Annotated in this window: 21 protein-coding genes and 1 tRNA gene; 19 read left to right on the forward strand and 3 right to left on the reverse strand. The window is 72.8% G+C overall.

Annotated elements, in window-relative coordinates; genetic code table 11:
• Positions 1-75 precede the first annotated feature (75 nt).
• Positions 76-2874 (forward strand): beta-L-arabinofuranosidase domain-containing protein, encoded by a 2799-nt coding sequence (locus tag ACTFAP_RS21365; RefSeq protein ID WP_500467152.1) that lies wholly within the window; start codon positions 76-78, stop codon positions 2872-2874.
• Positions 2875-2886: 12 nt separating this feature from the next.
• Here ACTFAP_RS21365 and ACTFAP_RS21370 read toward each other — a convergent pair whose 3' ends face one another.
• Entirely contained in the window at positions 2887-3060 is a 174-nt protein-coding gene (locus ACTFAP_RS21370) for a hypothetical protein (protein ID WP_453856504.1), read from the reverse strand.
• A gap of 349 nt (positions 3061-3409) precedes the next feature.
• Between ACTFAP_RS21370 and ACTFAP_RS21375 the strand changes: the two genes are divergently transcribed.
• The 10 genes from ACTFAP_RS21375 (at position 3410) to ACTFAP_RS21420 (ending at position 10205) form a co-directional block, all read left to right on the forward strand.
• Complete coding sequence (locus ACTFAP_RS21375) at positions 3410-3604, forward strand: hypothetical protein (RefSeq protein ID WP_436978711.1); 195 nt, start codon at positions 3410-3412, stop codon at positions 3602-3604.
• Complete coding sequence (locus ACTFAP_RS21380; RefSeq protein ID WP_495681952.1) at positions 3601-3792, forward strand: hypothetical protein; 192 nt, start codon at positions 3601-3603, stop codon at positions 3790-3792. Before ACTFAP_RS21375 ends, ACTFAP_RS21380 begins: the two co-directional genes overlap by 4 nt.
• Positions 3789-3959: a hypothetical protein gene (locus ACTFAP_RS21385; protein WP_495681953.1), complete on the forward strand. Its 171-nt coding sequence runs from the start codon at positions 3789-3791 to the stop codon at positions 3957-3959. Before ACTFAP_RS21380 ends, ACTFAP_RS21385 begins: the two co-directional genes overlap by 4 nt.
• Positions 3960-3994: 35 nt before the next feature.
• Positions 3995-4213 carry a hypothetical protein gene (locus tag ACTFAP_RS21390; RefSeq protein WP_495681954.1) on the forward strand — a complete coding sequence of 73 codons (219 nt, stop codon included), beginning with the start codon at positions 3995-3997 and terminating at the stop codon, positions 4211-4213.
• Between the two features lie 94 nt (positions 4214-4307).
• Positions 4308-6215, forward strand: a complete 1908-nt coding sequence (locus ACTFAP_RS21395; protein WP_495681955.1) for an alpha/beta fold hydrolase — start codon at positions 4308-4310, stop codon at positions 6213-6215.
• Positions 6212-6757, forward strand: coding sequence for a hypothetical protein (locus ACTFAP_RS21400; protein ID WP_500467153.1), 546 nt, complete (start codon positions 6212-6214; stop codon positions 6755-6757). The genes ACTFAP_RS21395 and ACTFAP_RS21400 overlap by 4 nt, the downstream gene beginning before the upstream one ends.
• On the forward strand, positions 6754-7581 hold the full coding sequence (locus tag ACTFAP_RS21405; protein WP_500467154.1) for a class I SAM-dependent methyltransferase: 828 nt from the start codon (positions 6754-6756) through the stop codon (positions 7579-7581). The genes ACTFAP_RS21400 and ACTFAP_RS21405 overlap by 4 nt, the downstream gene beginning before the upstream one ends.
• Positions 7559-9427 carry an ABC transporter transmembrane domain-containing protein gene (locus ACTFAP_RS21410; protein WP_495681958.1) on the forward strand — a complete coding sequence of 623 codons (1869 nt, stop codon included), beginning with the start codon at positions 7559-7561 and terminating at the stop codon, positions 9425-9427. The genes ACTFAP_RS21405 and ACTFAP_RS21410 overlap by 23 nt, the downstream gene beginning before the upstream one ends.
• A gap of 100 nt (positions 9428-9527) precedes the next feature.
• The gene (locus ACTFAP_RS21415) at positions 9528-9821 is read left to right on the forward strand and encodes a hypothetical protein (protein ID WP_495681959.1); all 294 of its coding nucleotides are present in this window, start codon (positions 9528-9530) and stop codon (positions 9819-9821) included.
• An 87-nt stretch (positions 9822-9908) separates the two neighbouring features.
• Positions 9909-10205: a hypothetical protein gene (locus ACTFAP_RS21420; RefSeq protein WP_495681960.1), complete on the forward strand. Its 297-nt coding sequence runs from the start codon at positions 9909-9911 to the stop codon at positions 10203-10205.
• Positions 10206-10221: 16 nt separating this feature from the next.
• Here the strand turns inward: ACTFAP_RS21420 and ACTFAP_RS21425 are convergent, their stop codons facing one another.
• Complete coding sequence (locus ACTFAP_RS21425; protein WP_495681961.1) at positions 10222-11205, reverse strand: helix-turn-helix transcriptional regulator; 984 nt, start codon at positions 11203-11205, stop codon at positions 10222-10224.
• A 460-nt stretch (positions 11206-11665) separates the two neighbouring features.
• Between ACTFAP_RS21425 and ACTFAP_RS21430 the strand changes: the two genes are divergently transcribed.
• Positions 11666-13033 carry an FAD-dependent oxidoreductase gene (locus ACTFAP_RS21430; protein WP_495681962.1) on the forward strand — a complete coding sequence of 456 codons (1368 nt, stop codon included), beginning with the start codon at positions 11666-11668 and terminating at the stop codon, positions 13031-13033.
• 132 nt (positions 13034-13165) lie between these two features.
• Here ACTFAP_RS21430 and ACTFAP_RS21435 read toward each other — a convergent pair.
• Positions 13166-13237, reverse strand: a tRNA-Arg gene (locus ACTFAP_RS21435).
• Positions 13238-13363: 126 nt separating this feature from the next.
• Between ACTFAP_RS21435 and ACTFAP_RS21440 the strand changes: the two genes are divergently transcribed.
• The 7 genes from ACTFAP_RS21440 to rho all read left to right on the forward strand — a co-directional run bounded on the left by ACTFAP_RS21440 (position 13364) and on the right by rho (position 22004).
• On the forward strand, positions 13364-13771 hold the full coding sequence (locus ACTFAP_RS21440) for a response regulator (protein WP_390121401.1): 408 nt from the start codon (positions 13364-13366) through the stop codon (positions 13769-13771).
• Positions 13768-14532, forward strand: a complete 765-nt coding sequence (locus tag ACTFAP_RS21445) for a DALR anticodon-binding domain-containing protein (RefSeq protein WP_500467155.1) — start codon at positions 13768-13770, stop codon at positions 14530-14532. The genes ACTFAP_RS21440 and ACTFAP_RS21445 overlap by 4 nt, the downstream gene beginning before the upstream one ends.
• A gap of 24 nt (positions 14533-14556) precedes the next feature.
• Positions 14557-15951: a diaminopimelate decarboxylase gene (lysA, locus tag ACTFAP_RS21450; protein ID WP_500467156.1), complete on the forward strand. Its 1395-nt coding sequence runs from the start codon at positions 14557-14559 to the stop codon at positions 15949-15951.
• 95 nt (positions 15952-16046) lie between these two features.
• Complete coding sequence (locus ACTFAP_RS21455) at positions 16047-17339, forward strand: homoserine dehydrogenase (protein WP_500467158.1); 1293 nt, start codon at positions 16047-16049, stop codon at positions 17337-17339.
• A gap of 43 nt (positions 17340-17382) precedes the next feature.
• On the forward strand, positions 17383-18456 hold the full coding sequence (gene thrC, locus ACTFAP_RS21460; RefSeq protein ID WP_500469532.1) for a threonine synthase: 1074 nt from the start codon (positions 17383-17385) through the stop codon (positions 18454-18456).
• Positions 18457-18662: 206 nt separating this feature from the next.
• Complete coding sequence (gene thrB, locus ACTFAP_RS21465) at positions 18663-19598, forward strand: homoserine kinase (RefSeq protein WP_390121397.1); 936 nt, start codon at positions 18663-18665, stop codon at positions 19596-19598.
• A gap of 408 nt (positions 19599-20006) precedes the next feature.
• Positions 20007-22004, forward strand: a complete 1998-nt coding sequence (gene rho, locus ACTFAP_RS21470) for a transcription termination factor Rho (RefSeq protein ID WP_500467159.1) — start codon at positions 20007-20009, stop codon at positions 22002-22004.
• Positions 22005-22052: the final 48 nt, after the last annotated feature.

Here is a 22052-nt window from a genome sequence, read left to right on the forward strand (position 1 = left end):
TTCCCTGCCGCGCTCCTACGTTCTGATCGGCTGACCGGACTGTGGTCGGCATGTCGAACGGAATGAGGGGTCGTCATGGGAGCCACGCCGGGGCGGCGGGCCGTGCTGCGGGCCGCCGGTGGGTTGGGGGTCGCGCCGCTGGTGTCCGGCGTGGTGGGCGGGGGGCCGGCGGCGGCCGTGGGCGGGGGAGGCGCCGCGGTGCCCGACGCGTGGAGCGTGCGGCCGTTCGCGCTGGGGGATGTGGCGCTGGGGGAGGGGATCTTCGCCGATAAGCGCGCGCTGATGCTCGATCACGCGCGCGGTTACGACGTCGACCGGCTGGTGCAGGTCTTCCGGGCCAACGCCGGTCTGGACACCCGGGGGGCGGTGGCGCCCGGCGGGTGGGAGGGCCTGGACGGGGAGGCGAACGGGAATCTGCGCGGGCACTACACCGGGCACTTCCTCACCATGCTGGCGCAGGCCCACGCCGGCACCGGCGAGCGGGTGTTCGCCGACAAGGCGCGCGCCATCGTCGGAGCGCTGACCGAGGCCCGGGAGGCGCTGCGGGGCGCGCCCGCCGTGCTCAGCGTCCCGGGCAGGACCGGGGCCGCCGCGGAGAACCACCGCGGGTCCTACCAGTACATGGAACTGCCCCCCGCCGTGCTCGGCGGCGCCACCGCCGTCACCCTGGCCGCCTGGATACGGCCCGCCCACGACGGGGACTGGGCCCGGGTGTTCGACGCCGGGGAGGGCACCGACCGGTATCTCTACCTGGCGGCCCGCAACGGCGCCGGCGTGCCCCGATTCGCCCTCACCACCGGCGGGCCCGCAGGTGAGCAGGCCATCGACGGCACCGCGCCGCTGCCGCTCGGGCAGTGGAGCCACCTCGCCGTGACGATCGGTGGCGGTACGGGGGTGCTGTACGTCAACGGCGTCGAGGCCGGGCGCAACACCGCCATGACGCTCACCCCCGCCTCGCTCGGCACGGTGCGGCACGCCTGGCTGGGGCGGTCACCGTTCGCCGCCGACCCGGTGTTCGCCGGGGCGTTCGACGCCTTCGACCTCTGGTCCCGGGCGCTCACCGCCGACGAGATACGGGCCCTGCACGAGGGCACCGGCGGCGGGGACCTCGTCTCCTACGGGTTCGCCGAGACCACCGGCGGGACGTTCGCCGACGGGTCGGGGCGCGGTCTGCACGCCGAAGTGCGGCGGACCTGGGGCGGGCCCAGCCATCCGGGGTTCCTCGCGGCGTACCCCGAGACCCAGTTCATCACCCTGGAGTCCATGACGGGATCCGACTATCACACCGTCTGGGCCCCGTACTACACCGCGCACAAGATCCTCCAGGGGCTGCTCGACGCCCACGCCCACCTCGGCGACGCACGGGCGCTGGACCTCGCGGCCGGCCTGGGCGACTGGATGCACTCCCGGCTGGCCCCGCTGCCCCGCGCCACGCTCCAGCGCATGTGGGGGATCTTCTCCAGCGGCGAGTTCGGCGGCATCGTCGAGGCGATCGTCGAGCTGTACACCCGCACGGGCCGCCCCGAACACCTCGCGCTCGCCAAGCTGTTCGACCTGGACCGCCTCATCGACGCGTGTGCCGCGGACACCGACGTGCTGGACGGGCTGCACGCCAACCAGCACATCCCCATCTTCACCGGTCTGCTGCGCCTGCACGACGTCACCGGCGAGCAGCGCTACCTGGACGCCGCCCGCAACTTCTGGGGCATGGTCGTGCCCACCCGCATGTACGGGATCGGCGGCACCAGCAGCGCCGAGTTCTGGCGGGCTCCGCACGTCATCGCCGGCACGCTCGGCGAGAGCACCGCCGAGACGTGCTGCGCGTACAACCTGCTCAAGCTGAGCCGCGCGCTGTTCCTCCACGACCAGGACCCGCGCTACATGGACTACTACGAGCGCGCCCTGTACAACCAGATCCTCGGCTCCAAGCAGGACCGGCCCGACGCCGAGAAGCCGCTGGTCACCTACTTCATCGGCCTCACCCCCGGCCACGCCCGCGACTACACCCCCAAGCAGGGCACCACCTGCTGCGAGGGCACCGGCATCGAGAGCGCCACCAAGTACCAGGACACGGTGTACTTCGGCAGCGCCGACGGCGGCGACCTCTACGTCAACCTCTACCTCGCCTCCACCCTGGAGTGGGCCGAGCGCGGCGTCGCCCTCACCCAGACCACCGGCTATCCCCGCGAACAGGGCTCCACCCTCACCGTCACCCGGGGCGCGGTCACCTTCCGGCTGCTGCTGCGGGTGCCCTCCTGGGCCGGCCCCGGCTTCCGCGTCACCGTCAACGGCGCCGAGGCGGCCGGCACCCCCGAGCCCGGCGGCTACTTCGCCGTCTCCCGCACCTGGAGCCAGGGCGACACGGTACGGATCGACATCCCGTTCCGGCTGCGGACCGAGAGCACCCCCGACGATCCGGGGCTCCAGAGCCTGTTCCTCGGACCGGTCAACCTCGTCGCCCGCGACGACCGGACAAGTGAACTGCCCGTCGGCCTGTACCGCGACGCGGCGCTCTCCGGCGACCTGCTGCCCACCCTCACGCCGGTGCCCGGCACGCCGCTCCACCACACCCTGGACGGCGTCGCGCTGGTGCCCTTCCACGAGGGGACCCAGGACCGGACCCACGCCTATCTGCGGCGCCACGAACCCCGGCTGTTCTTCGGCGGCACCGACTCGGGCGTCGCCAACCCGGCCCGCCCCGACGGCAGCACCCTGCTCGACGAGATCTGGGCCGGCGCCCCGTTCCCCGACAAGAACGCGCTGGTGGAACGGGTACGGGCCGCCGTGGACGGCGCCGTGCGCGAGGGACTGCTGAGCGCGGCGGATGGAGCGCGCGCGGTGGCGACCGCCGAGGGCGCCACGTACGTGCCCTGAGCCGCCCGCGCCTCACTCCTCGCGCTCGGCCTCCCGCAGCGCGACCTCTTCCTCGTGCAGGCGCACGGCGCGCTCCGCCGCCGCCTCGTAGATCTCCGTCACCAAGGTCCGCGCGCGCTGCTCGTCAATGGTCCCGTTCGACCACTCGATCAACCGCGCGGCCCATGAGCCGATGAAATCACCCATGCCCCCATTGCACCCCGGGCACGAGGTTCTCGCAGGTTGGTGCTCCCGCCGGTGACCGCGCGCGCCGGGCCGCCGACCGGGGACGGGCCGGGCCTGCGGCGCCGTAGGGATGGACGGGGCCGCGGGCGGCCACCCGGGTGAGCCGCCCACCGGCGCGGTCCACCGAGAGGCCCGGCGGAGCGCGCCACCGCACCCGCGGGAGCGCCGGAACGTACGCGACCGCCCTGCACGATGCTGCCGTTCGGCTGCAGCCTCGTGCCATCCCCGAGCCGCCCACGGGCTCACCCGGCACGGGATCGTCTTGTCGGCGGCGGACAGGCCGCCGCCGACAAGACGGAGGAGGATCCCCATGGCGGGACCCAGCCTTGCGAGACAGTGGGCCCATCTCGGCCCGCTGCACGAGAATTCCCCGGGGGAGGTCGGAGGGGCGGCCTCGCCCGTCCTGGCCACGCCGTCCGCGTTCGCGGCCGGCATGGGCATCGTCGTCGGCGCGTACGTCGTGGGCCGCATGATCGGCAGCGAGACCGAGCCGGTGATCCAGTGACCGCCGCCGACCGTGTCCCGGCGCTGCGGGACCTCAGCCCCCTGACCGAGAACTCCCCCGGCCAGGCGCCCGGCAGTGCGACGGCCGTACTGGCCACGCCGACCCCGGTGGCCATGATCGTGATCGCGTACGCCGCGTACGAGGTCGGCCGGATGGTGTGCGGCACCACCGAGCCGGTGATCCAGTGACGGCCACCGACCGGATCCCCGCCGTCCTGGCGGAGATCGGCGAGCTGACCGAGGAGGACGGGGGCCGGGCGAGCGCGCCGCGCGCCGTCGTGCTCTGCCTGCACACCTCGGCCTACATCGCCGTGTCCGTGGTGGGCGACACCGAACCCTCGCTCCCCTCGCTGTGACCGGTCAGGCCGGTCAGGAAGGACATCGCATCCCCATGTCGCGCATCGCCGCCTATCTGGATGACTCGCCCGTGCTGGCCGCCATCCCGGTGCTCGACCGGACCGGCAGGCTCTCGCCCGCCCGGCCCGTGCTGGCCACCCCGGTGACCATCGTCGCGTTCGGAGCGGGGGTGGCGGCGGGCAGCGCCATCGTCGCCGCCTTCGAGGCGGGACGCACCGCCGCCGGCGGCACCACCGAACCGATCATGACCTGACCGTTCCGACACCAGGTCGTGCCCCGGCCGGGCCGGTGCCCCGTGGCCCCCGCCCGGCCGGGCCCCTCCACCCCCGGAAGGCCCTGATGAGCTGATGAGACTCCCCTCCACCAAGCCGAAGAAACTGTTCGCCTCACTGCTGGGGCCCGTCACCGTCGGACGCCGGCGGGCGATGGGTCTGTCGGAACGGCTGTCCGCGGCCACCACCCTGGTCGCCTCGCTCGAATTCCTCAGCGACCGCCGCCACCACCGGCGCGGCGGGCTGAGCGACTGGTCGATCAACCGCGAGCTGTACGCGGACTGTTCGCGCCCCACCCGCAAAATGCTCGACGTCCTCGCCCACGAGCGGACGACCACCGCCCTGTACGCCGCCCGCGCCGCCGCCAGCGCCGCGCTGATGCTGCCCGGCGAGGGGCGCTGGCGCGGCGCCGCCAACCTCTTCCTCGGGCTGTCCGGTGCCGCCATGTACCCGCTGCACCGGCTCGGTTCGGACGGCTCGGACCAGGCGTCCGGCATGGTCCAGACGGCCACCGGGCTCGCGCGGCTCGCCACCTCCGAGCGGACCCAGGACGCGTTGCTGTGGTACGTGGCGCTCCAGTCCAATATGTCCTACCTGGTCTCCGGCTGGGTCAAGCTGCTCGGCGCCGACTGGCGCAGCGGCACGGCGCTCGGCGGCGTCCTGCGCACCAGGACGTACGGCGAGGAACACCTGTGGCGGCTCACCCAGCGCTACCCGCGCACCGGCCGGGCCCTGGCCCACGGGGTGCTCGCCCTGGAGTGCCTGTTCCCGGTGATCTACTTGAAGGGCGGCGTGCTGGCCCGGCCCGTGCTGGCCGCCACCGTCTCCTTCCACGTCGCCAACGGCTTCGTCATGGGCCTCGGCCGGTTCGTCACCGCCTTCGCCGCCATGCACCCGATGGTCGCCTACACGAGCGCCCCCAAGGACCACCCCGCCATCGCCGGCCGCGACGACCGCGTGCTGCGCGCCGTCGCCGCGGTGGCCGCCGGCGGTGTCGCCGTCGCGGGCGCGCTCGCCGCCACCCGCCGCATGCGCGTCACCGACGGCTGGTACGGCACCCGTACGGTCCGCACCCGGCACGGCAACACCCTCGCCTACGACACCACCATCACCCCCGGGGGCAGCGGCCCCGTGGTGGTCTTCGTGCACGGACTGACCGCGCTACCCGAGCACTTCGGCTGGCTCACCCAGGCGCTGCGCACCCGCGGCGGACCGCAACTGCTCACGTACAGCAGGGCGGGCTACGGGCCCAGCCGGTACGCGGGCGCCCGCCCGTACACCCTCCAGGAGTCCGTCGAGGACCTGCTGGACCTGATCGACCAGACGGTGCCGGACGGCCGCCCCGTGGTCCTCGCCGGGCACTCGCTGGGCGGCGAACTCGCCCGCCGCGCCGCCACCACGCTGGGCGGACGGCTGCACGCCCTGGTCTATCTGGACAGTTCGCACCCGGGGGAGCTGTCCCGCTCCGAGCAGCAGAGCGAGTCCGCCGAGCGGCTCACCAGCGCCATCCGGACGTTCACCGTCAGCCTGCGGGCCGGTCTCGGGGTGCTGCTGACCCGCCCGGAGTGGGTGGACCACCTGCCGCGCCCGTTCCGGGCCAAGGCCATGCACAGTTACGCCGACGCCCGGATGTGGACCGCCGGGATGCGCGAATGGCGGGCGACCGAGGAGGACTTCCGCGGCCACGAGGGAGGGTTGCCGCCCCTGGCCGCGCACGCCCTGGTGGTCTCCGCGCAGCAGACCGTGGACCGCGATCCGGAACAGCTGCTCATGCACCGCGAGCTGGCCGACGCGCACCGGGGTGCCGGGCGCGTCGTCCGCGAGCTGGTGATCGAGGGATCCGACCACGACACCCTGCTGACGAAGGCGGAGTTCGCGCTGCGGGCCGGGGACCACCTGCTCGACTTCCTGCGCGAGACCGCCCCGGATCCGGGTCTGGCTCCGGCCGCCGTCCGCGCCGACGCCGCCCGGGAGCTGTCATGAGAGCGGCGGACGGCGCGGTCCGGGTCGCCGTGGGCCTCATGCTGCTGGGCACCCTGGCCAGCCAGCACCCGCACATGTCCTTCCACCGGGTGATGAGCAAGGACCGGTTCAGCTCCGCGTTCCCCAACTGGCGCTTCTTCGCCCCCAACCCCGCCCAGCACGACTTCGAGTTCTTCTACCGCACGCTCGACGAGGCGGGGGAGACCTCCTCCTGGCAGCCGGTGGACGTCATCCAGGGCCGCCACCCGCGGCAGATCGTGTGGTTCCCCGGGCGGCGCCCGGAGAAGGCGGTCTTCGACGTCGGCAGCGAGATCATGATGGCGCTCGACAAGGGATTCGACGTGGTCACCCGGCAGCCCGCCTACCGGCTGCTGAGCGCCTTCTTCCGGGACCGGATCGAACGCTCGGCCCAGGCGGACACCGTCAAGGGTTTCCAGTTCACGATGGTCCGGGTGGCCGGGTACGACGAGGCGGAGGAGCCGGACATCGTCTTCGTCTCCCCCTACAACCCCCTGCGGGACAGCCGGGAGGCGGCACGATGACGAGCACGGCCGAGCACGGACCCGGCGGCGGCACCGACAACAGCCTCGCGTACGGGCGGGCCTTCGCCCACTTCTACGACCGGATCTTCCCCAAGGACCCGTACGCCGCCCTCAGCGCCCAGGTCCTGGCGGGCTGGCACCCCGGCGGCGGCGCCCTGGAGTTCGGGGTGGGCACCGGACGGATCGCCATCCCCCTGGCGGCCCTCGCCGGACCCGTCACCGGGGTGGACTCCTCGCCCGAGATGCTGGCCCTGCTGCGCGCCGCCGTCAACGAGCGCGGCGTGCCCGTCACCGGGGTGCCCGGCGACATCAGGACCTACACCGACGAACGCCGGTACGGGCTGGTCTACTGCGTGTGCGCCACCCTCTCGATCCTGCTGACACCCGAGCAGCAGCGGGCGGCCGTCGCCCGCGCGGCGCAGCGGCTGGCACCCGGCGGCACGCTGGTGGTGGAGACCCACAACCCGGCGTACGTGCATGCCCTGCACGAGGGCCGCCGTTCCACCTCCTGGTTCACGCCCTACCCGGAGCCCGACACGGGACTCCAGACGTACTCCACCCTCGTCCCCGGCAGTTCGCTGTGGCAGGCCCAGCATCTGTGGCACGAGCCGAGCGGCACCCGGGTGGGCACCGAGATCAGCCGGCTGACGACGCCGGAGGAGACCGACGGGTACGCCGCAGCCGCCGGACTGGTGCCCGCCGGACGGCAGGCCGACTGGCTTGGTGGCCCGTTCCGCGAGGACAGCCCGCTGTGCATCAGCCGCTACGTGCACGACGACCGGGGAACGGGTGGTGCGGATCATGACGACCGTCAGCACGGCTGAGCCCACGACGGGGCCCGCCACGGAACCCGCGACAGCACCCGCCGCCGAGCGCGCCACCGCCGGGCCGGGACCCGGCACCATCTGGGGCATCGCCCGCCGCCACCGGCTGCTGCTCGGCGCCGGCGTGCTGCTGGGCGTGGTGGGCGTCGCCTCCACCCTCGCCCAGCCGGTGATCGTCTCCGACCTCATCGAGGCGGCCGGAGCCGGCGAGGCGGTGGCCTTCCTCATCGTGCTGCTCGGCGCCCTGCTGCTGGCGGACGCCGCGCTCTCCGCCACCCAGGGCTATCTGATCGGCCGGGCGGGCGAGAACATCGTGCGCGACTCCCGCACCTTCCTCACCGGCCGGGTTCTGCGCGCCGACCTGGCGGCGTACCAGGCCAGACGGCAGGGCGACGTCCACACCCGGCTGGTGTCCGACACCTCCCTGGTGAAGATCGCGCTGTCGCAGAGCCTGGCCCAGATCATCGTCAACGGCCTGGTGGTCATCGGCTGCGTGGTGATGATGGCGTGGATCGACATCTGGCTGCTGCTCATCGCCCTGGGCTGCATCGGCGTGGCCAGCGCCGTCTCCCTGTGGCTGGCCCGCAGACTGCGGGTGGCCGCCGTGCGCAACCGGGAGGACACCGGGGACTTCGGCGCCGACCTGCACCGGGTGCTCGGCGCCCTGACCACGGTGAAGGCGGCCCGCGCCGAGGACCGCGAGCAGCACCGCATCGGCCTGCTGACGGAGCGGGCGCGCGGCTCGGGGATCCGGGTGACCGCATACGCCTCGGTGCTCACCCCCACCATGAACGTCGGGCTCCAGGCCTCGCTGGCCGCCGTGGTCGGCGCCGGCATGGCGCGCGCGGCGACCGGCTCGCTGGGCCTGGCCGACTTCACCGCGTTCGTGATGTACCTCTTCTATCTGGTGTCGCCGCTGGTGCTGGTGTTCATGAGCATCGGCGCCTACCAGCAGGGCCGGGCCGCGATGGCCCGCGTCGACGAACTCGTCCACCTGCCGCAGGAGGACGGCCCCGCCACGGCCCCGGAAGCGGCCGCGGGGCCCGACCCGCTCACCGGTACGGCACCCCCCGCCGTGGAATTCCGCGCCGTGCGCTTCGGATACGGCGAGGACGGCCGGGACGTGCTGGACGGCGTCTCCTTCGCCGTCCCGCCGCGCGGACTGACCGCCCTGGTCGGCCCGTCGGGCGCCGGCAAGACCACCGCCTTCCAGCTGATCGAGCGCTTCTACCGGCCGCGCGGCGGCGCCGTCCTGGTGGACGGCCGCGACATCGCCACCCTCCCGCTGTCCGCCGTCCGTGGCCGGGTCGGCTACGTGCAGCAGGACAGCGCCGCGATGCGCGGCACCCTGCGCGAGAACATCACCTACGCCGCCCCCGACGCCACCGAGGCCGAACTGTGGGACGCCGTGGAGATGGCGGGCCTGGGCCAGGTGGTCGCGGACCTGCCCGAGGGCCTGGACACCGTCCTGGGCGACGGCGGCACCGGGCTCTCCGGCGGGCAGCGGCAGCGGGTGTGCATCGCCCGCGCGCTGCTCCAGCGGCCCGCCGTGATGCTGCTCGACGAGGCCACCTCGCACCTCGACTCGGACACCGAGGCGGCGCTGCGCGAGGTGCTGGCCCGGGTCGCCGAACGGTGCGCGGTGATCGCCATCGCCCACCGCATCTCCACCGTGGTGGACGCCGGCCACATCGTGGTCCTGGAGGGCGGACGGGTCCGCGATCGCGGCACCCACCCGGAGCTGATGGCCCGCGATGAGCTGTACCGGCGGCTGGCCACCACCCAGTTGGTCGCGGAAGCGGCACCGGCGGCCGGACGACAGGATCCTGCGGGGCGGGTGCAGTGAGTTGCCAGCCCGCGCCTCCCCGGCGCCGTCCGGCGCGTGACAGATTCACCGGGTGCGCACGAACGCGGCGCACCGACAGCACAGTTGAGGAGGTCGGTAGATGAACGCCACACCGCACCGGCGGCGTACGGCCGCACGCGTCACGGCACTCGCCGTGGCCGTACTGCTGGCGGCCGGCGGAACGGCCGCGACGGCGACGGCGTACGAGGGCGGCGGTGGGAGCAGCGGGGGCGGCGGCGCCTCCGGTGGCTGGGCGCAGGTCGCCGGCACGGCGTTCACCGACCCCGCCGACCGGCTCGTCCCCGAGCCCGGCACCCCCCGGCCGCCGCAGCCGGACCCGGAGAAGTGCAACCGCGAGGACTGGCAGCAGCCCTGCGCCAACGGCTGGCAGTGAGGCCCCGCGCGTGAACGGGGCGAAGGGGGGCGGCGGCGCGGGCCCGTCCGCCCCCGCCCGGGCCGCCCTGCCCGGCACGGGGGGCCGATGACGGACGGGGAGGGGCACGGGGACGGGCGGGACGGGGAGGGTCACGGGGAGGGGGAGATCGCACTGACACTGACCGCCGCGCACGCCCGCGACGGCGAGATCGCCCTCGTCCGGCTGCTGAGCCTGCTGCCCGGCCACTGGACGTACCGGCACCGGGTGTCCGCCTCCCGCATCCTGCTGTGGGTCCGCGCCCCGGCGGGCGGGCGGCCCGCACCACGGGCGGCCGTGCACGCCGCGCTCCGGGCGGCGCTGGCCGACCCCGCGCTGCGCGGGTGGCGGCCGGACGGCGGCTGACGGGGCCGCGGCCGGTTCAGATCCAGCCGCGGTCGCGCGCCAGCAGCGCCGCGTGCGCGCGGTTCTCCGCCGCCAGCAACTGCATCAGGTCGGCGATGTGCCGCCGGTAGGTGCGCAGCGACACGCCCACCTCCCGGGCCCCCGTCTCGTCCTTGCTGACGGTGCACATCCGCTGCAGCACCTGCCGCTGCGCCTCGGAGAGTTCGGGGTTCTGCCGGTCGGGGGAGTCCACCAGCGCGCCGAAGTCCTGCGCGGCGTCCCACAGCCGCTCGAAGAGCGTGATGATGTTGCCGACCAGGGCGCTCTCGCGGGCGCACAGCGCGCCGCGCGAGGTGTTGTCCGGGTCGATCGGGACCAGCGCGGTGTGCCGGTCGTAGACCAGGATCAGCTCCGAGAAGTCCTCCGCGATGCGGATCTGCGCCCCGTGGGCGGTGAGTTCCCGCAGATAGCTCAGGGTGGGGGCGTCCCGCAGCGCCTCGGCCCGCACCAGGTTCCTGATCCGCACCCCGCGCCGCAGGCAGCGCAGGTCCAACGGCCGCGCGTGCTCGATGTTCTCCTTGGTCAGCGCGGTGTACGGCTCGGCCGAGAGCACCTCGGAGTGCGCGAAGAACGACAGATCGTCGATGCGGCTGCGCACCAGCCGCAGATCCTCCAGCCGTTCGATGCCGCCCGCCGCCGTGTCCGGCGCCGCGGGCACCGGCCGTTCGCGGTGCAGCGAGTCGACGATGGTCCTGGTCTGGGTCAGATGCCGCATCTCCTGGTGGAGCCGCTCCAGGCGGTCCTCGGCGAGCCGGGGCACCGCGCTGTCCGGCTCGGCGGCCCAGGTGTGCTCGTCATCACCGAGCAGCAGCCGCAGTTCACGCAGCCGGTCCACCGCTTCCTGCGCCTCGCTCCGGCCGGCGCGCAGCACGATGTGGATCTCACGCGGTGAGGTGCGGGGGTTGCGAAGGAAGTGCCGGTAGATCTCTTCCTCGGCCGCCGACAGCCCGAGCACCGACATCGCGTATGCGTGCAATACGCCCTCCCCGTGAACGTTCGGCGCAAGATGCGTTCGAGTCGCGAGCGACAGAGCGAAGCCTATGGTGCGAGGGTCGCCTTGCGAAGTGGATCAGAGGAACAAATAACGGCGCTCCGGGACGGCGCCGACCGCCCCCCCGGGCCCGCCGTCCGCCGACCCGGGCCCGGGACGACGGCCCCCGGTGCCGCGAGACCGCCGGCCGCCGGACCGCGTGCCCGGCCGGGACACGGCCCGGGGTGGAACGTTTCGGCGGGCACCGTACGGCGCAGGCGTCAATTCCGTTCTGCACTACGATATTTCACCGGGCCGTGGGAAAACTGCGTGTCGGACCGGAAGTGTGCGCACACCGCTTCATACTTCCTGGCAGGCGCGGAAATGCGTGATTCCCCGACATGGCCGCCTCCGTGCCGGCGCACCGTCATCGCTTCCGAACGGAGAACCCATGCCGAACTGGACCGCGCGAGTCCACGGAGATCACCACACCAAAGAAGTGCTCCGGGTCGAGAGATTTCTTCAGCTCAACGACATCGCCTACGAACTCCGGGAACCGCAGGGGCAGGAGAAGGTCGTCGTCGACCTTCTCCAGGACGGTGACGTCGTCGCCACGGTCAAGGGCGAGGGAGTGATCGCCGAACTCATCGCGAAGCTGGGGCTGTCCACGCGCAAGGAGAACCAGAAGTACTACGACCTCATTGTGGTGGGAGGCGGCCCGGCGGGCATGTCCGCGGCGCTGAACGCCAGGACGCTGTACAACTGGGAGACGCTCATCGTCGAGAACAACGCCCCCGGCGGCACCGCCGGCACCGTTCTCAATCCCATCGACAACTACCTCGGCGTTCCCCCGGACGACAAGAGCGGCCATGGGCCGCTCGGAGCCGAGCTCGCGCACACCTGGATGCGGCAGATCAACGACTGGGGCATCCAGTGGCTCCCCGGCTACGAGGTCACCGAGCTGGCCCACGCCGACGCGGACCACCGTGAGCCGGACGACCCCGCCTCCCTGTACGCCGAGTACAAGGTGACCATCGCCTCCCGCGACGGGCGGACCACCGAAGAACTCCACGCCGGAATGGTGCTCATCGCCACCGGCCGCAAGCCCAGGCTGCTCAACTGCCCCGGCGAGGAGCAGTTCCTGGGCCGCGGGGTCTACTACGGAGCCCTGTACGCCGATGTCGAGCAGGCCGCGGCGGCGGACGGCCCCGTGGGAATCGTCGGCGGAGGGGACACCGCCGCCGTCGCGGCGACCCTGTTCGCCCAGCAGAAGGAGAAGCTCGGGGACGCCTACCACCAGGTCATCATGTTCGTGCGCAGTTATCTCGCGAAGGACATGGTCCGGGCGAACCTGGACAACGTCAAGAAATACGCGGACCTCGGGATCATCGACGTCCGCGAGGGAAAGGCCGTCTATGAATGCGTGGAGTACGAGGGGAAATTCGACGGGGTGAGATTCGGGGACGCCGACCCGAAACCCCCCGAGGACTTGCTCGAACCGTGCAGCCTGTCCTCCCTCTACGTCCTGATCGGCGCCGATCCCGATCTCGGCTGGCTGAAGGGCGTCCCGGAGGTCACCCTGGAGGACGGATATGTGCGGACCGGTGAAACGGGACTGACCTATACCGGGGCACCCGGAATCCACGCCGTCGGAGACATCCGTTACGGAAGCACCCGGCGGATCTCGGCCGCGGTCGGCGAGGGAGGAGCGGGAGCCATCGAGATGCACGAAAGGCTCAAGCTCGTCTGGGATACGGCGATCAAGCCGCAGACCGCCATGTACGAGTACTACAAAGCGCTGGCGAACGAGAAGAAATGAACCGGGGGCGCCGGCCGCGGCACCGCGCCGGGGCCCTCACCCGCTCGCGCGGGGCGCCGCTCCCCGCACGCGGCGGTGGGGGGCGAGCACGAGAAAAGGCCAGCACTCTCGGTGCTGACCTTTCACACGCTGTGCCCCCGGCAGGACTCGAACCTGCGCACACGGCTCCGGAGGCCGATGCTCTATCCGCTGAGCTACGGGGGCTTGGCGTCGCCTTGGCGACATCGAGAACATTACCAGCTCCCCGGCGGACCTCCGTACCGGGCCCCACGGGGTGGGAGTTTGCGAAAGGGCCGGACGGGGACCGGGGTACGCGCTTACCCTGGCGGGGTGCCAGGCGCTACCGGCCGGGTCCTCGTCGTCGACGACAGCCAGGTCATCCGGCAGCTCATCAGGGTCAACCTCGAACTCGACGGCTTCGAGGTCATGACCGCGTCCGACGGCGCCGAGTGCCTGGAGACCGTGCACCGATTCCGGCCGCACGTCATCACCCTCGATGTGGCCATGCCCCGTCTGGACGGGCTGCGCACCGTCTCCCGGCTGCGGACCGACCCGCGCACCGGGCACATCCCGCTGGTGCTCGTCAGCGCCAGCACGGATCAGGAACCGCCCGCCGAGGTGGACGCCGTGCTGGGCAAGCCCTTCGAGCCGACCGCGCTGGTCCGCGAGGTACGGCGGCTGCGCGACGAGGGGCGGGGGCACCGGGCGCCCGCCTCCTCTCGTACCCTGACCAGGTGACTCCCGACCAGCTGTCCCGCGTCGTGCTGCGCTGTGTGCGCCGGGCCGTCGAGAGCGGTCAGCTGCCGGGTGCCGCCGTCCCCGCGCGGGTGGTGGTCCGGCGCGCCCCGCACGGGGAGCCGGGATGGTCCACCGCCGTCGCCCACCAGCTCGCCCGCCCCACCGGGCGGCCCGCCGCCGAGGTCGCCGCGCTGCTGCGGGACGCCCTGCTGGCGCAGGACGGGATCACCGGCGCGTCGGTACGCGACGGGTTTCTCACCGTCCAGCTGCACGGGGACGGTGACACCGCCCTGCTGCGCGCGCTGACCGCCGATCCGGCACCCGATTCCGTACCCGAGGACACCGGGCGCGACATCGCGCGCTGGAGCGAGGCCACCGGCGGCGACCGGGCCGCGCTGCTCGTGCAGCGGGTGGAGAACCCGCTGTTCCGGGTCCGGTACGCGCACGCCAGGTGCCACCACCTGCTGCGGCACTCCGCACGGTTCGGGCTGAGCGCCGAGCCCGCCCCCGCCGCGCACCCCGCCGAGCGCACCCTGCTCGACGCCCTCGGGGAGTGGGCCGCCGCCGGGAACAGCCCGCAGCGGCTGGTCGCCATAGCCGGCGCCTGGCTGGAGGCGGAGTCCGTACGGGCCACCCTGCCCGTCGGGGACGAGAAACCCGGGACCGCCCACCGCGCGCGGCTGGCCCTCGCCCAGGCCACCGCGACGGTGCTCGCCGGCGGTCTGTCCCGGCTGGGTGTCAGTGCCCCCCGTCATCTTTAGCTCTCGCACCACCAGAGGTCTTCCATGAGCCGTTCCGCCCACCCCGCCGGGCCCCGCCACGCCGATGTGCTGCCCGAGGGCCACTACAGCGCCCCGCCCACCGATCTCAACGCCCTGGACCCCAAGGTCTGGGCCCACTCCGTGCGGCGCGGCGAGGACGGCGTGGTCACCGTCGCCGGCGTCGGCGTCGACCGGCTCGCCGACACCCACGGAACGCCCGCGTACATCCTGGACGAGGGCGATTTCCGGGCGCGTTGCCGTGCCTGGCGGCAGGCGTTCGGCGACGGCGCCGACGTGTTCTACGCCGGCAAGGCGTTCCTGTCCCGGGCCGTGGTGCGCTGGCTGCGCGAGGAGGGGCTCAACCTCGACGTCTGCTCGGGCGGCGAACTGGCCACGGCCCTGGCGGCCGGGATGCCCGCGGCGTCCATCGCCTTCCACGGCAACAACAAGTCCGAGCACGAGATCCGCCGGGCCGTCGAGTCCCGCGTGGGGCGCATCGTCGTCGACTCCTGCGACGAGATCGACCGCGTCGCGCGCATCGCCGGCGAGCACGGCGTACGGCAGCCGGTGCTCGTGCGTGTGACCGTCGGCGTCGAGGCGCACACCCACGAGTTCATCGCCACCGCCCACGAGGACCAGAAGTTCGGCCTCGCGCTGGCCGGCGGCGCCGCCCTGGACGGCGTGCGCCGCGTTCTGGCCGAGCCCCAGAGCCTGGAACTGCTGGGCGTGCACTCCCACATCGGCTCGCAGATCTTCGACCTCGCCGGGTTCGAGGTCTCCGCGCGCCGCGTCGTGCAGCTGCTGGCCACCGTCCGCGACGAGTTCGGGGTGAACCTGCCCGAGATCGACCTCGGCGGCGGCCTCGGCATCGCGTACACCTCCACCGACGACCCGCTGGAGCCCTTCGACATCGCCAGGACGCTGCGCGACATCGTCGAGCGCGAGTGCGCGGCGGCCGGCCTGGACGCCCCCCGGCTGTCCGTCGAGCCCGGGCGCGCGATCATCGGGCCCTCCGCGTTCACCCTCTACGAGGTCGGCACCGTCAAGCCGCTGGAGGGGCTGCGGACGTACGTCAGCGTCGACGGCGGGATGTCCGACAACATCCGCACCGCCCTGTACGACGCCGAGTACTCGGTGGCGCTGGTCTCCCGGAACTCGGACGCGCTGCCCATGCTGAGCCGCGTCGTCGGCAAGCACTGTGAGAGTGGCGACATCGTGGTGCGCGACGCGTACCTCCCCGCCGACCTGGCGCCGGGCGATCTGATCGCCGTCGCCGCCACCGGCGCGTACTGCCGCTCCATGGCGAGCAACTACAACCACGTGCCCCGCCCGCCCGTCGTCGCCGTCACCGACGGTGAGGACCGGGTGATCGTCCGGCGGGAGACCGAGGAAGATCTGCTGCGGCTCGACGTTGGCTGAGTCCACCGCCGAGTCCGCATACTGAACGCAGGCGGGGGCCGGCCCCCGCCTGCATAAGACTGAGGACCGGAAGACACATGGAAAGGCGAGGTCGAATGGTGCGTACGCGTCCGCTGAAGGTGGCACTGCTGGGCTGCGGCGTGGTCGGCTCCCAGGTGGCTCGCCTGATGACGACGCACGCCGAGGATCTCGCCGCCCGGATCGGCGCCCCGCTCGAACTCGCCGGGGTGGCCGTGCGCCGCCCCGACCGGGTCCGGGCCGGCATCGACCCGGCGCTGGTCACCACGGACGCCGAGGGCCTGGTCACCCGGGACGACGTCGACGTGGTCGTGGAGATGATCGGCGGCATCGAGCCCGCCCGCGGGCTCATCGAGGCCGCGTTCAAGAACGGCGCCTCGGTCGTCACCGCCAACAAGGCGCTGCTCGCCCAGGACGGCCCGGCCCTGCACGCCATAGCCGCCGAGCACGGCGCCGACCTCTACTACGAGGCCGCCGTCGCCGGGGCCATCCCGCTGCTGCGCCCGCTGCGCGAGTCGCTGGCCGGGGACACCGTCAACCGCGTGCTCGGCATCGTCAACGGCACGACCAACTTCATCCTGGACCGGATGGAGTCCTCGGGTGCCGGCTACGGCGAGGCCCTGGACGAGGCCACCGCCCTCGGGTACGCCGAGGCCGACCCGACCGCCGACGTGGAGGGCTTCGACGCCGCAGCCAAGGCCGCCATCCTCGCCGGGATCGCCTTCCACACCCGGGTGCGGCTGGACGACGTGCACCGGCAGGGCATCACCGAGGTCACCGCCGCGGACATCGCCTCCGCCCGCCGGATGGGCTGCACCGTCAAGCTGCTGGCCATCTGCGAGCGCGCCGGGGACGGCCGTTCGGTGACCGCCCGGGTGCATCCGGCGATGATCCCGCTCAGCCACCCGCTGGCCTCCGTCAAGGGCGCCTACAACGCCGTGTTCGTCGAGGCCGACGCGGCCGGGCAGCTGATGTTCTACGGCCCCGGCGCGGGTGGCGCCCCCACCGCGTCCGCCGTGCTCGGCGACCTGGTCGCGGTGTGCCGCAACAAGCTGGGCGGCGGGCGCGGGCCGGGCGAGTCCGCGTACACCCAGCTGCCGGTGAGCCCGATGGGCGATGTTGTCACCCGCTACCACATCAGCCTGGACGTGGCGGACAAACCGGGTGTACTGGCCCAGTGCGCCCTGGTCTTCGCCGACCACGGCGTCTCCATCGACACCGTCCGGCAGTCCGGCAAGGACGGCGAGGCCTCGCTGGTCGTCGTCACCCACCGGGCCCCGGACGCCGCGCTGACCGCCACCGTCGCGGCCCTGCGCGAGCTGGACACCGTGCATGATGTGGCGAGCATCATGCGCGTCGAGGGCGAGTAGCCGCCTCTTTTCCGCAAGTGAACAGGACACGACCGTGAGCATCTTGGACGCGACCAGCACCAGCCGTCAGTGGCGTGGGGTCATCGAGGAGTACCGCGACCGGCTGCCGGTCACCGCGGCGACGCCCGTGGTGACGCTGCGCGAGGGCGGCACGCCGCTCGTACCCGCGCAGGTGCTGTCCGAGCGCACGGGCTGCGAGGTGCATCTGAAGGTCGAGGGTGCCAACCCGACCGGTTCGTTCAAGGACCGCGGGATGACCATGGCCATCTCCAAGGCCAAGGAGGACGGCGCGCAGGCCGTCATCTGTGCCTCCACGGGCAACACCTCCGCCTCTGCGGCCGCCTACGCGGTCCGGGCGGGCATGGTGAGCGCGGTGCTGGTCCCGCAGGGCAAGATCGCGCTGGGCAAGATGGGCCAGGCCCTCGTCCACGGGGCGAAGATCCTCCAGGTCGACGGCAACTTCGACGACTGTCTGGAGCTGGCCCGCGGGCTGTCCGAGAAGTACCCGGTGGCGCTGGTCAATTCGGTGAACCCGGTGCGCATCGAGGGGCAGAAGACCGCTGCCTTCGAGATCGTCGACATGCTGGGCGACGCCCCCGACATCCACGTCCTGCCGGTCGGCAACGCCGGCAACATCACCGCGTACTGGAAGGGTTATCAGGAGTACGCGGCCGACGGGCCGGCCTCCCGCACCCCCCGGATGTGGGGCTTCCAGGCCTCCGGCTCGGCGCCGATCGTGCGCGGCGCGCCGGTACGGAACCCGACCACCATCGCCACCGCGATCCGCATCGGCAACCCGGCCTCCTGGGCGTTCGCCGAGCGGGCCAGGGACGAGTCCGGCGGGTTCATCGACGAGGTCACCGACCGTCAGATCCTGTCCGCCTACCGGCTGTTGGCCGCCGGTGAGGGCGTGTTCGTCGAGCCGGCCTCGGCCGCCTCGGTCGCCGGTCTGCTCAAGGCCGCCGAGCAGGGCAAGGTCGATCCGGGGCAGCGCATCGTGTGCACGGTCACCGGCAACGGCCTGAAGGACCCGGACTGGGCGGTGGCCGGCGCGCCGCAGCCGGTCACGGTGCCGGTGGACGCGGACGCCGCCGCCGAACGGCTCGGGCTGGCCTGATTCCGCGCGGGCCGGGGCCGGGTTCCGCCCGGCTTCCGGCCCGTGGCCGTCACGCACCGTACATCCCGGGGGCGACACTTCCGCCTCCCTGTATCGCGTCTGAACCTTCCTTCGATAGGCTGGTATTCAACCCCGTGCAGCGCGATCGCGAGACAGGTCGGCCTCCGGGGCATGCCGCACATCTCACCAAGGAGAGTCATCGAGCGATGGCCCATCCCGCCTTCCGCGCCGCCGCCGTCCGGGTCAGGGTCCCGGCGACCAGCGCCAATCTCGGCCCCGGATTCGACGCCCTCGGACTGGCCCTGGGGCTGTACGACGACGTGGTCGTCCGGGTGGCGGAGTCCGGGCTGCACATCGACATCGCCGGGGAGGGCGCCGACACGCTGCCCCGCGACGAGCGGCATCTGCTGGTCCGCTCGCTGCGCACCGCGTTCGAGGCGCTCGGTGGCCAGCCGCGCGGCCTGGAGGTGGTGTGCGCCAACCGCATCCCGCACGGCCGGGGCCTCGGCTCGTCCTCGGCCGCGATCTGCGCCGGTCTGATGGCGGCGCGGGCGGTGACCTCCGGCGGTGAGAGCCGGCTGGACGACGCCGCGCTGCTGGAACTGGCCACCGAGATCGAGGGCCACCCGGACAACGTCGCCGCCTGCCTGCTGGGCGGTTTCACGCTGGCCTGGGGCGACACCGGCGCGGTGCGGGCGATCCGCATGGAGCCGGCGAAGGACCTGGTGCCGGTGGTGTTCGTTCCGTCGAAGCCGCTGCTGACGGCCACCGCGCGCGGTCTGCTGCCGCGCACGGTGCCGCACGCGGACGCCGCGCTCAACGCGGGGCGCGCCGCGCTGCTGGTCGAGGCGCTGACCCGGCGCCCCGAGCTGCTGCTGCCCGCCACCGAGGACCGGCTGCACCAGGAGTACCGCGCGCCCGCCATGAGCGAGAGCATGGAACTGGTGCAGCGATTGCGCGCCGACGGCGTCGCCGCGGTGATCTCGGGCGCCGGGCCGACCGTACTCGCCCTGGTGGGGGACGAGGCGGCGGACAAGACGGCGCGGCTGGCCGGTGCGGGCTGGACGGCGAACCGGCTGGCCCTGGATCTGTCGGGGGCCAGTGTGCTGCCGCTCGCCGGATCCGCCGGGCCCGAGCGGTGACGGACGCCGGGCACGGGATTTCCGTACCAGGAGTGGGGGAATGAAGGCAGTATCCGGTAGTGTTAATCTCAAGTCTGCACGTACCGTCCCGATGGATTTCTCCAGGGGCACGGTATTCCGGGGTCCCGTCCACGGGACCATCCGATTCTTCCGGGAGCCTTCACTCATCTGCCTGAGCAGCCTGCCGGGCATGTCGAGTCCGCTCCGGAATGGGTGCGGCGTCGTTTCGCGGCGATTCCCCGTGCTTCTCCGTGATTCCCCCGCATCGCACGTTGCATTGATTCCTTCCGCCATGTCGCATCGGCGGAACCACCGCCCGGCCGGCCCGCGCCAAGGGGACCGCAGCCGGACAGCACAACCGGTCGCCGAGCCAGACAGGCCGACGCCCGCTCCAGGGAAGGACCCTTCGTGAGCGACACCACCGATCTGATGGGTGTGAGTGCCGACAGCGCCGGCAAGACCGCCGGTGATGCCACAGCCTCCGCCACGGACGCTCCCGCCGCCTCCGCCGCGCCCCGGCGCCGGCGTTCCGGCACCGGCCTCGACGGCATGGTGCTGGCCGAGTTGCAGCAGGTTGCCTCGGGCCTCGGGATCAGGGGCACCGCGCGGATGCGCAAGAGCCAGCTGATCGAGGTCATCAAGGAGAAGCAGGCCGCCTCCTCGGGCGGCGGCGCCCCCGCCTCCGCCCCCGCGGCGGAGGCCAAGCAGGCCGACACCGCGTCCGACGCCAACGGCACGGACAAGCCCAAGCGCCGCACCACCTCGCGGGCGCGTACGGGTGAGGCCGCCGAGGCGCAGCGGCAGCAGCAGATCGACATCCCCGGCCAGGCCGAGGGCTCCGCCGCCACCGCGGACAGCGGCAACGGCGGCGGCAAGAGCGGCCGTACCGCTCCCGCCAAGGACGCCGACACCGCGGGCAAGGACGACAGCTCCGGCGGTGAGCGCCCCGCCAAGCGGGAGCGCGAGCGCCGCGGCAAGAACAGCGGCGGCCAGGGCCAGCAGGGGCAGAACCAGGGCCAGAGCCAGGGTCAGGGCCAGAGCGGCGGCCGGGGCAACCGGGATCGCGACCGTGACCGTGACGGCGGTGGCCGTGGCGACGGCGGGCGCGGCGACGGCAACCGTGACCGCGACCGAGACAACCGCGGTGGCGGCGACGACGACTTCGACGGCGGGCGGCGCGGGCGCCGCGGCCGCTACCGCGACCGGCGCGGCCGGCGCGGCGGGCGCGAGGAGTCCGGCTTCAACGAGCCGCAGGTCGCCGACGACGATGTGCTGATCCCCGTCGCGGGCATCCTCGACATCCTCGACAACTACGCCTTCGTGCGGACCTCCGGCTACCTGCCCGGGCCCAACGACGTGTACGTCTCCCTCGCCCAGGTCCGCAAGAACGGCCTGCGCAAGGGCGACCACGTCACCGGCGCGGTCCGCCAGCCCCGCGACGGTGAGCGGCGCGAGAAGTTCAACGCGCTGGTGCGGCTGGACTCGGTCAACGGCATGGCCGCCGAACACGGCCGCGCCCGCTCCGAGTTCAACAAGCTGACCCCGCTCTACCCGCAGGACAGGCTGCGTCTGGAGACCGAGCCGGGCCAGCTGATCACCCGGATCATCGACCTGGTCTCGCCCATCGGCAAGGGCCAGCGTGGTCTGATCGTGGCCCCGCCGCGCACCGGCAAGACCACGATCATGCAGGCGGTGGCGAACGCCATCACCCGCAACAACCCCGAGTGCCATCTGATGGTCGTGCTCGTCGACGAGCGCCCCGAAGAGGTCACCGACATGCAGCGGGCCGTCAAGGGCGAGGTCATCTCCTCGACCTTCGACCGCCCCGCCGAGGACCACACCACCCTCGCCGAGCTCGCCATCGAGCGCGCCAAGCGGCTGGTGGAGCTGGGGCACGACGTGGTGGTGCTGCTCGACAACATCACCCGTCTGGGCCGCGCCTACAACCAGGCGGCGCCCGCCTCCGGCCGCATCCTGTCCGGTGGTGTCGACTCCGCGGCGCTGTACCCGCCGAAGAAGTTCTTCGGCGCGGCCCGCAACATCGAGGACGGCGGCTCGCTGACCATCCTGGCCACCGCGCTGGTCGAGACCGGCTCGCGGATGGACGAGGTGATCTTCGAGGAGTTCAAGGGCACCGGCAACATGGAGCTCAAGCTCGACCGCAAGCTCTCCGACAAGCGGATCTTCCCGGCGGTGGACGTGGACGCGTCCGGCACCCGCAAGGAGGACCTGCTGATGGGCAGCGACGAGCTGGCCATCGTGTGGAAGCTGCGCCGGGTGCTGCACGCCCTGGACTCCCAGGCCGGCGTGGAACTGCTGCTGGACAAGATGAAGCAGACCAAGTCCAACGCCGAGTTCCTGCTCCAGATCCAGAAGACGACCCCGACCCCCAACGGTCAGGACTGACCCGGATCCGGATCCCCCGCGTAAGGGCCGCATCACCCATTGTGGTGA

This window comes from Streptomyces sp. PH9007 (assembly GCF_059813725.1).

Bases quoted from the DNA above. Each gene is read 5' to 3' on its own strand.
- ACTFAP_RS21430 (WP_495681962.1), top strand. From the start codon at position 11,666: ATGCCGAACTGGACCGCGCGAGTCCACGGAGATCACCACACCAAAGAA.
- ACTFAP_RS21425 (WP_495681961.1), bottom strand. From the start codon at position 11,205: ATGTCGGTGCTCGGGCTGTCGGCGGCCGAGGAAGAGATCTACCGGCAC.
- ACTFAP_RS21370 (WP_453856504.1), bottom strand. From the start codon at position 3,060: ATGGGTGATTTCATCGGCTCATGGGCCGCGCGGTTGATCGAGTGGTCG.
- ACTFAP_RS21395 (WP_495681955.1), top strand. From the start codon at position 4,308: ATGAGACTCCCCTCCACCAAGCCGAAGAAACTGTTCGCCTCACTGCTG.
- ACTFAP_RS21390 (WP_495681954.1), top strand. From the start codon at position 3,995: ATGTCGCGCATCGCCGCCTATCTGGATGACTCGCCCGTGCTGGCCGCC.
- ACTFAP_RS21405 (WP_500467154.1), top strand. From the start codon at position 6,754: ATGACGAGCACGGCCGAGCACGGACCCGGCGGCGGCACCGACAACAGC.
- ACTFAP_RS21375 (WP_436978711.1), top strand. From the start codon at position 3,410: ATGGCGGGACCCAGCCTTGCGAGACAGTGGGCCCATCTCGGCCCGCTG.
- ACTFAP_RS21455 (WP_500467158.1), top strand. From the start codon at position 16,047: ATGGTGCGTACGCGTCCGCTGAAGGTGGCACTGCTGGGCTGCGGCGTG.
- ACTFAP_RS21400 (WP_500467153.1), top strand. From the start codon at position 6,212: ATGAGAGCGGCGGACGGCGCGGTCCGGGTCGCCGTGGGCCTCATGCTG.
- ACTFAP_RS21365 (WP_500467152.1), top strand. From the start codon at position 76: ATGGGAGCCACGCCGGGGCGGCGGGCCGTGCTGCGGGCCGCCGGTGGG.
- ACTFAP_RS21420 (WP_495681960.1), top strand. From the start codon at position 9,909: ATGACGGACGGGGAGGGGCACGGGGACGGGCGGGACGGGGAGGGTCAC.
- ACTFAP_RS21410 (WP_495681958.1), top strand. From the start codon at position 7,559: ATGACGACCGTCAGCACGGCTGAGCCCACGACGGGGCCCGCCACGGAA.
- lysA (WP_500467156.1), top strand. From the start codon at position 14,557: ATGAGCCGTTCCGCCCACCCCGCCGGGCCCCGCCACGCCGATGTGCTG.
- thrB (WP_390121397.1), top strand. From the start codon at position 18,663: ATGGCCCATCCCGCCTTCCGCGCCGCCGCCGTCCGGGTCAGGGTCCCG.
- ACTFAP_RS21415 (WP_495681959.1), top strand. From the start codon at position 9,528: ATGAACGCCACACCGCACCGGCGGCGTACGGCCGCACGCGTCACGGCA.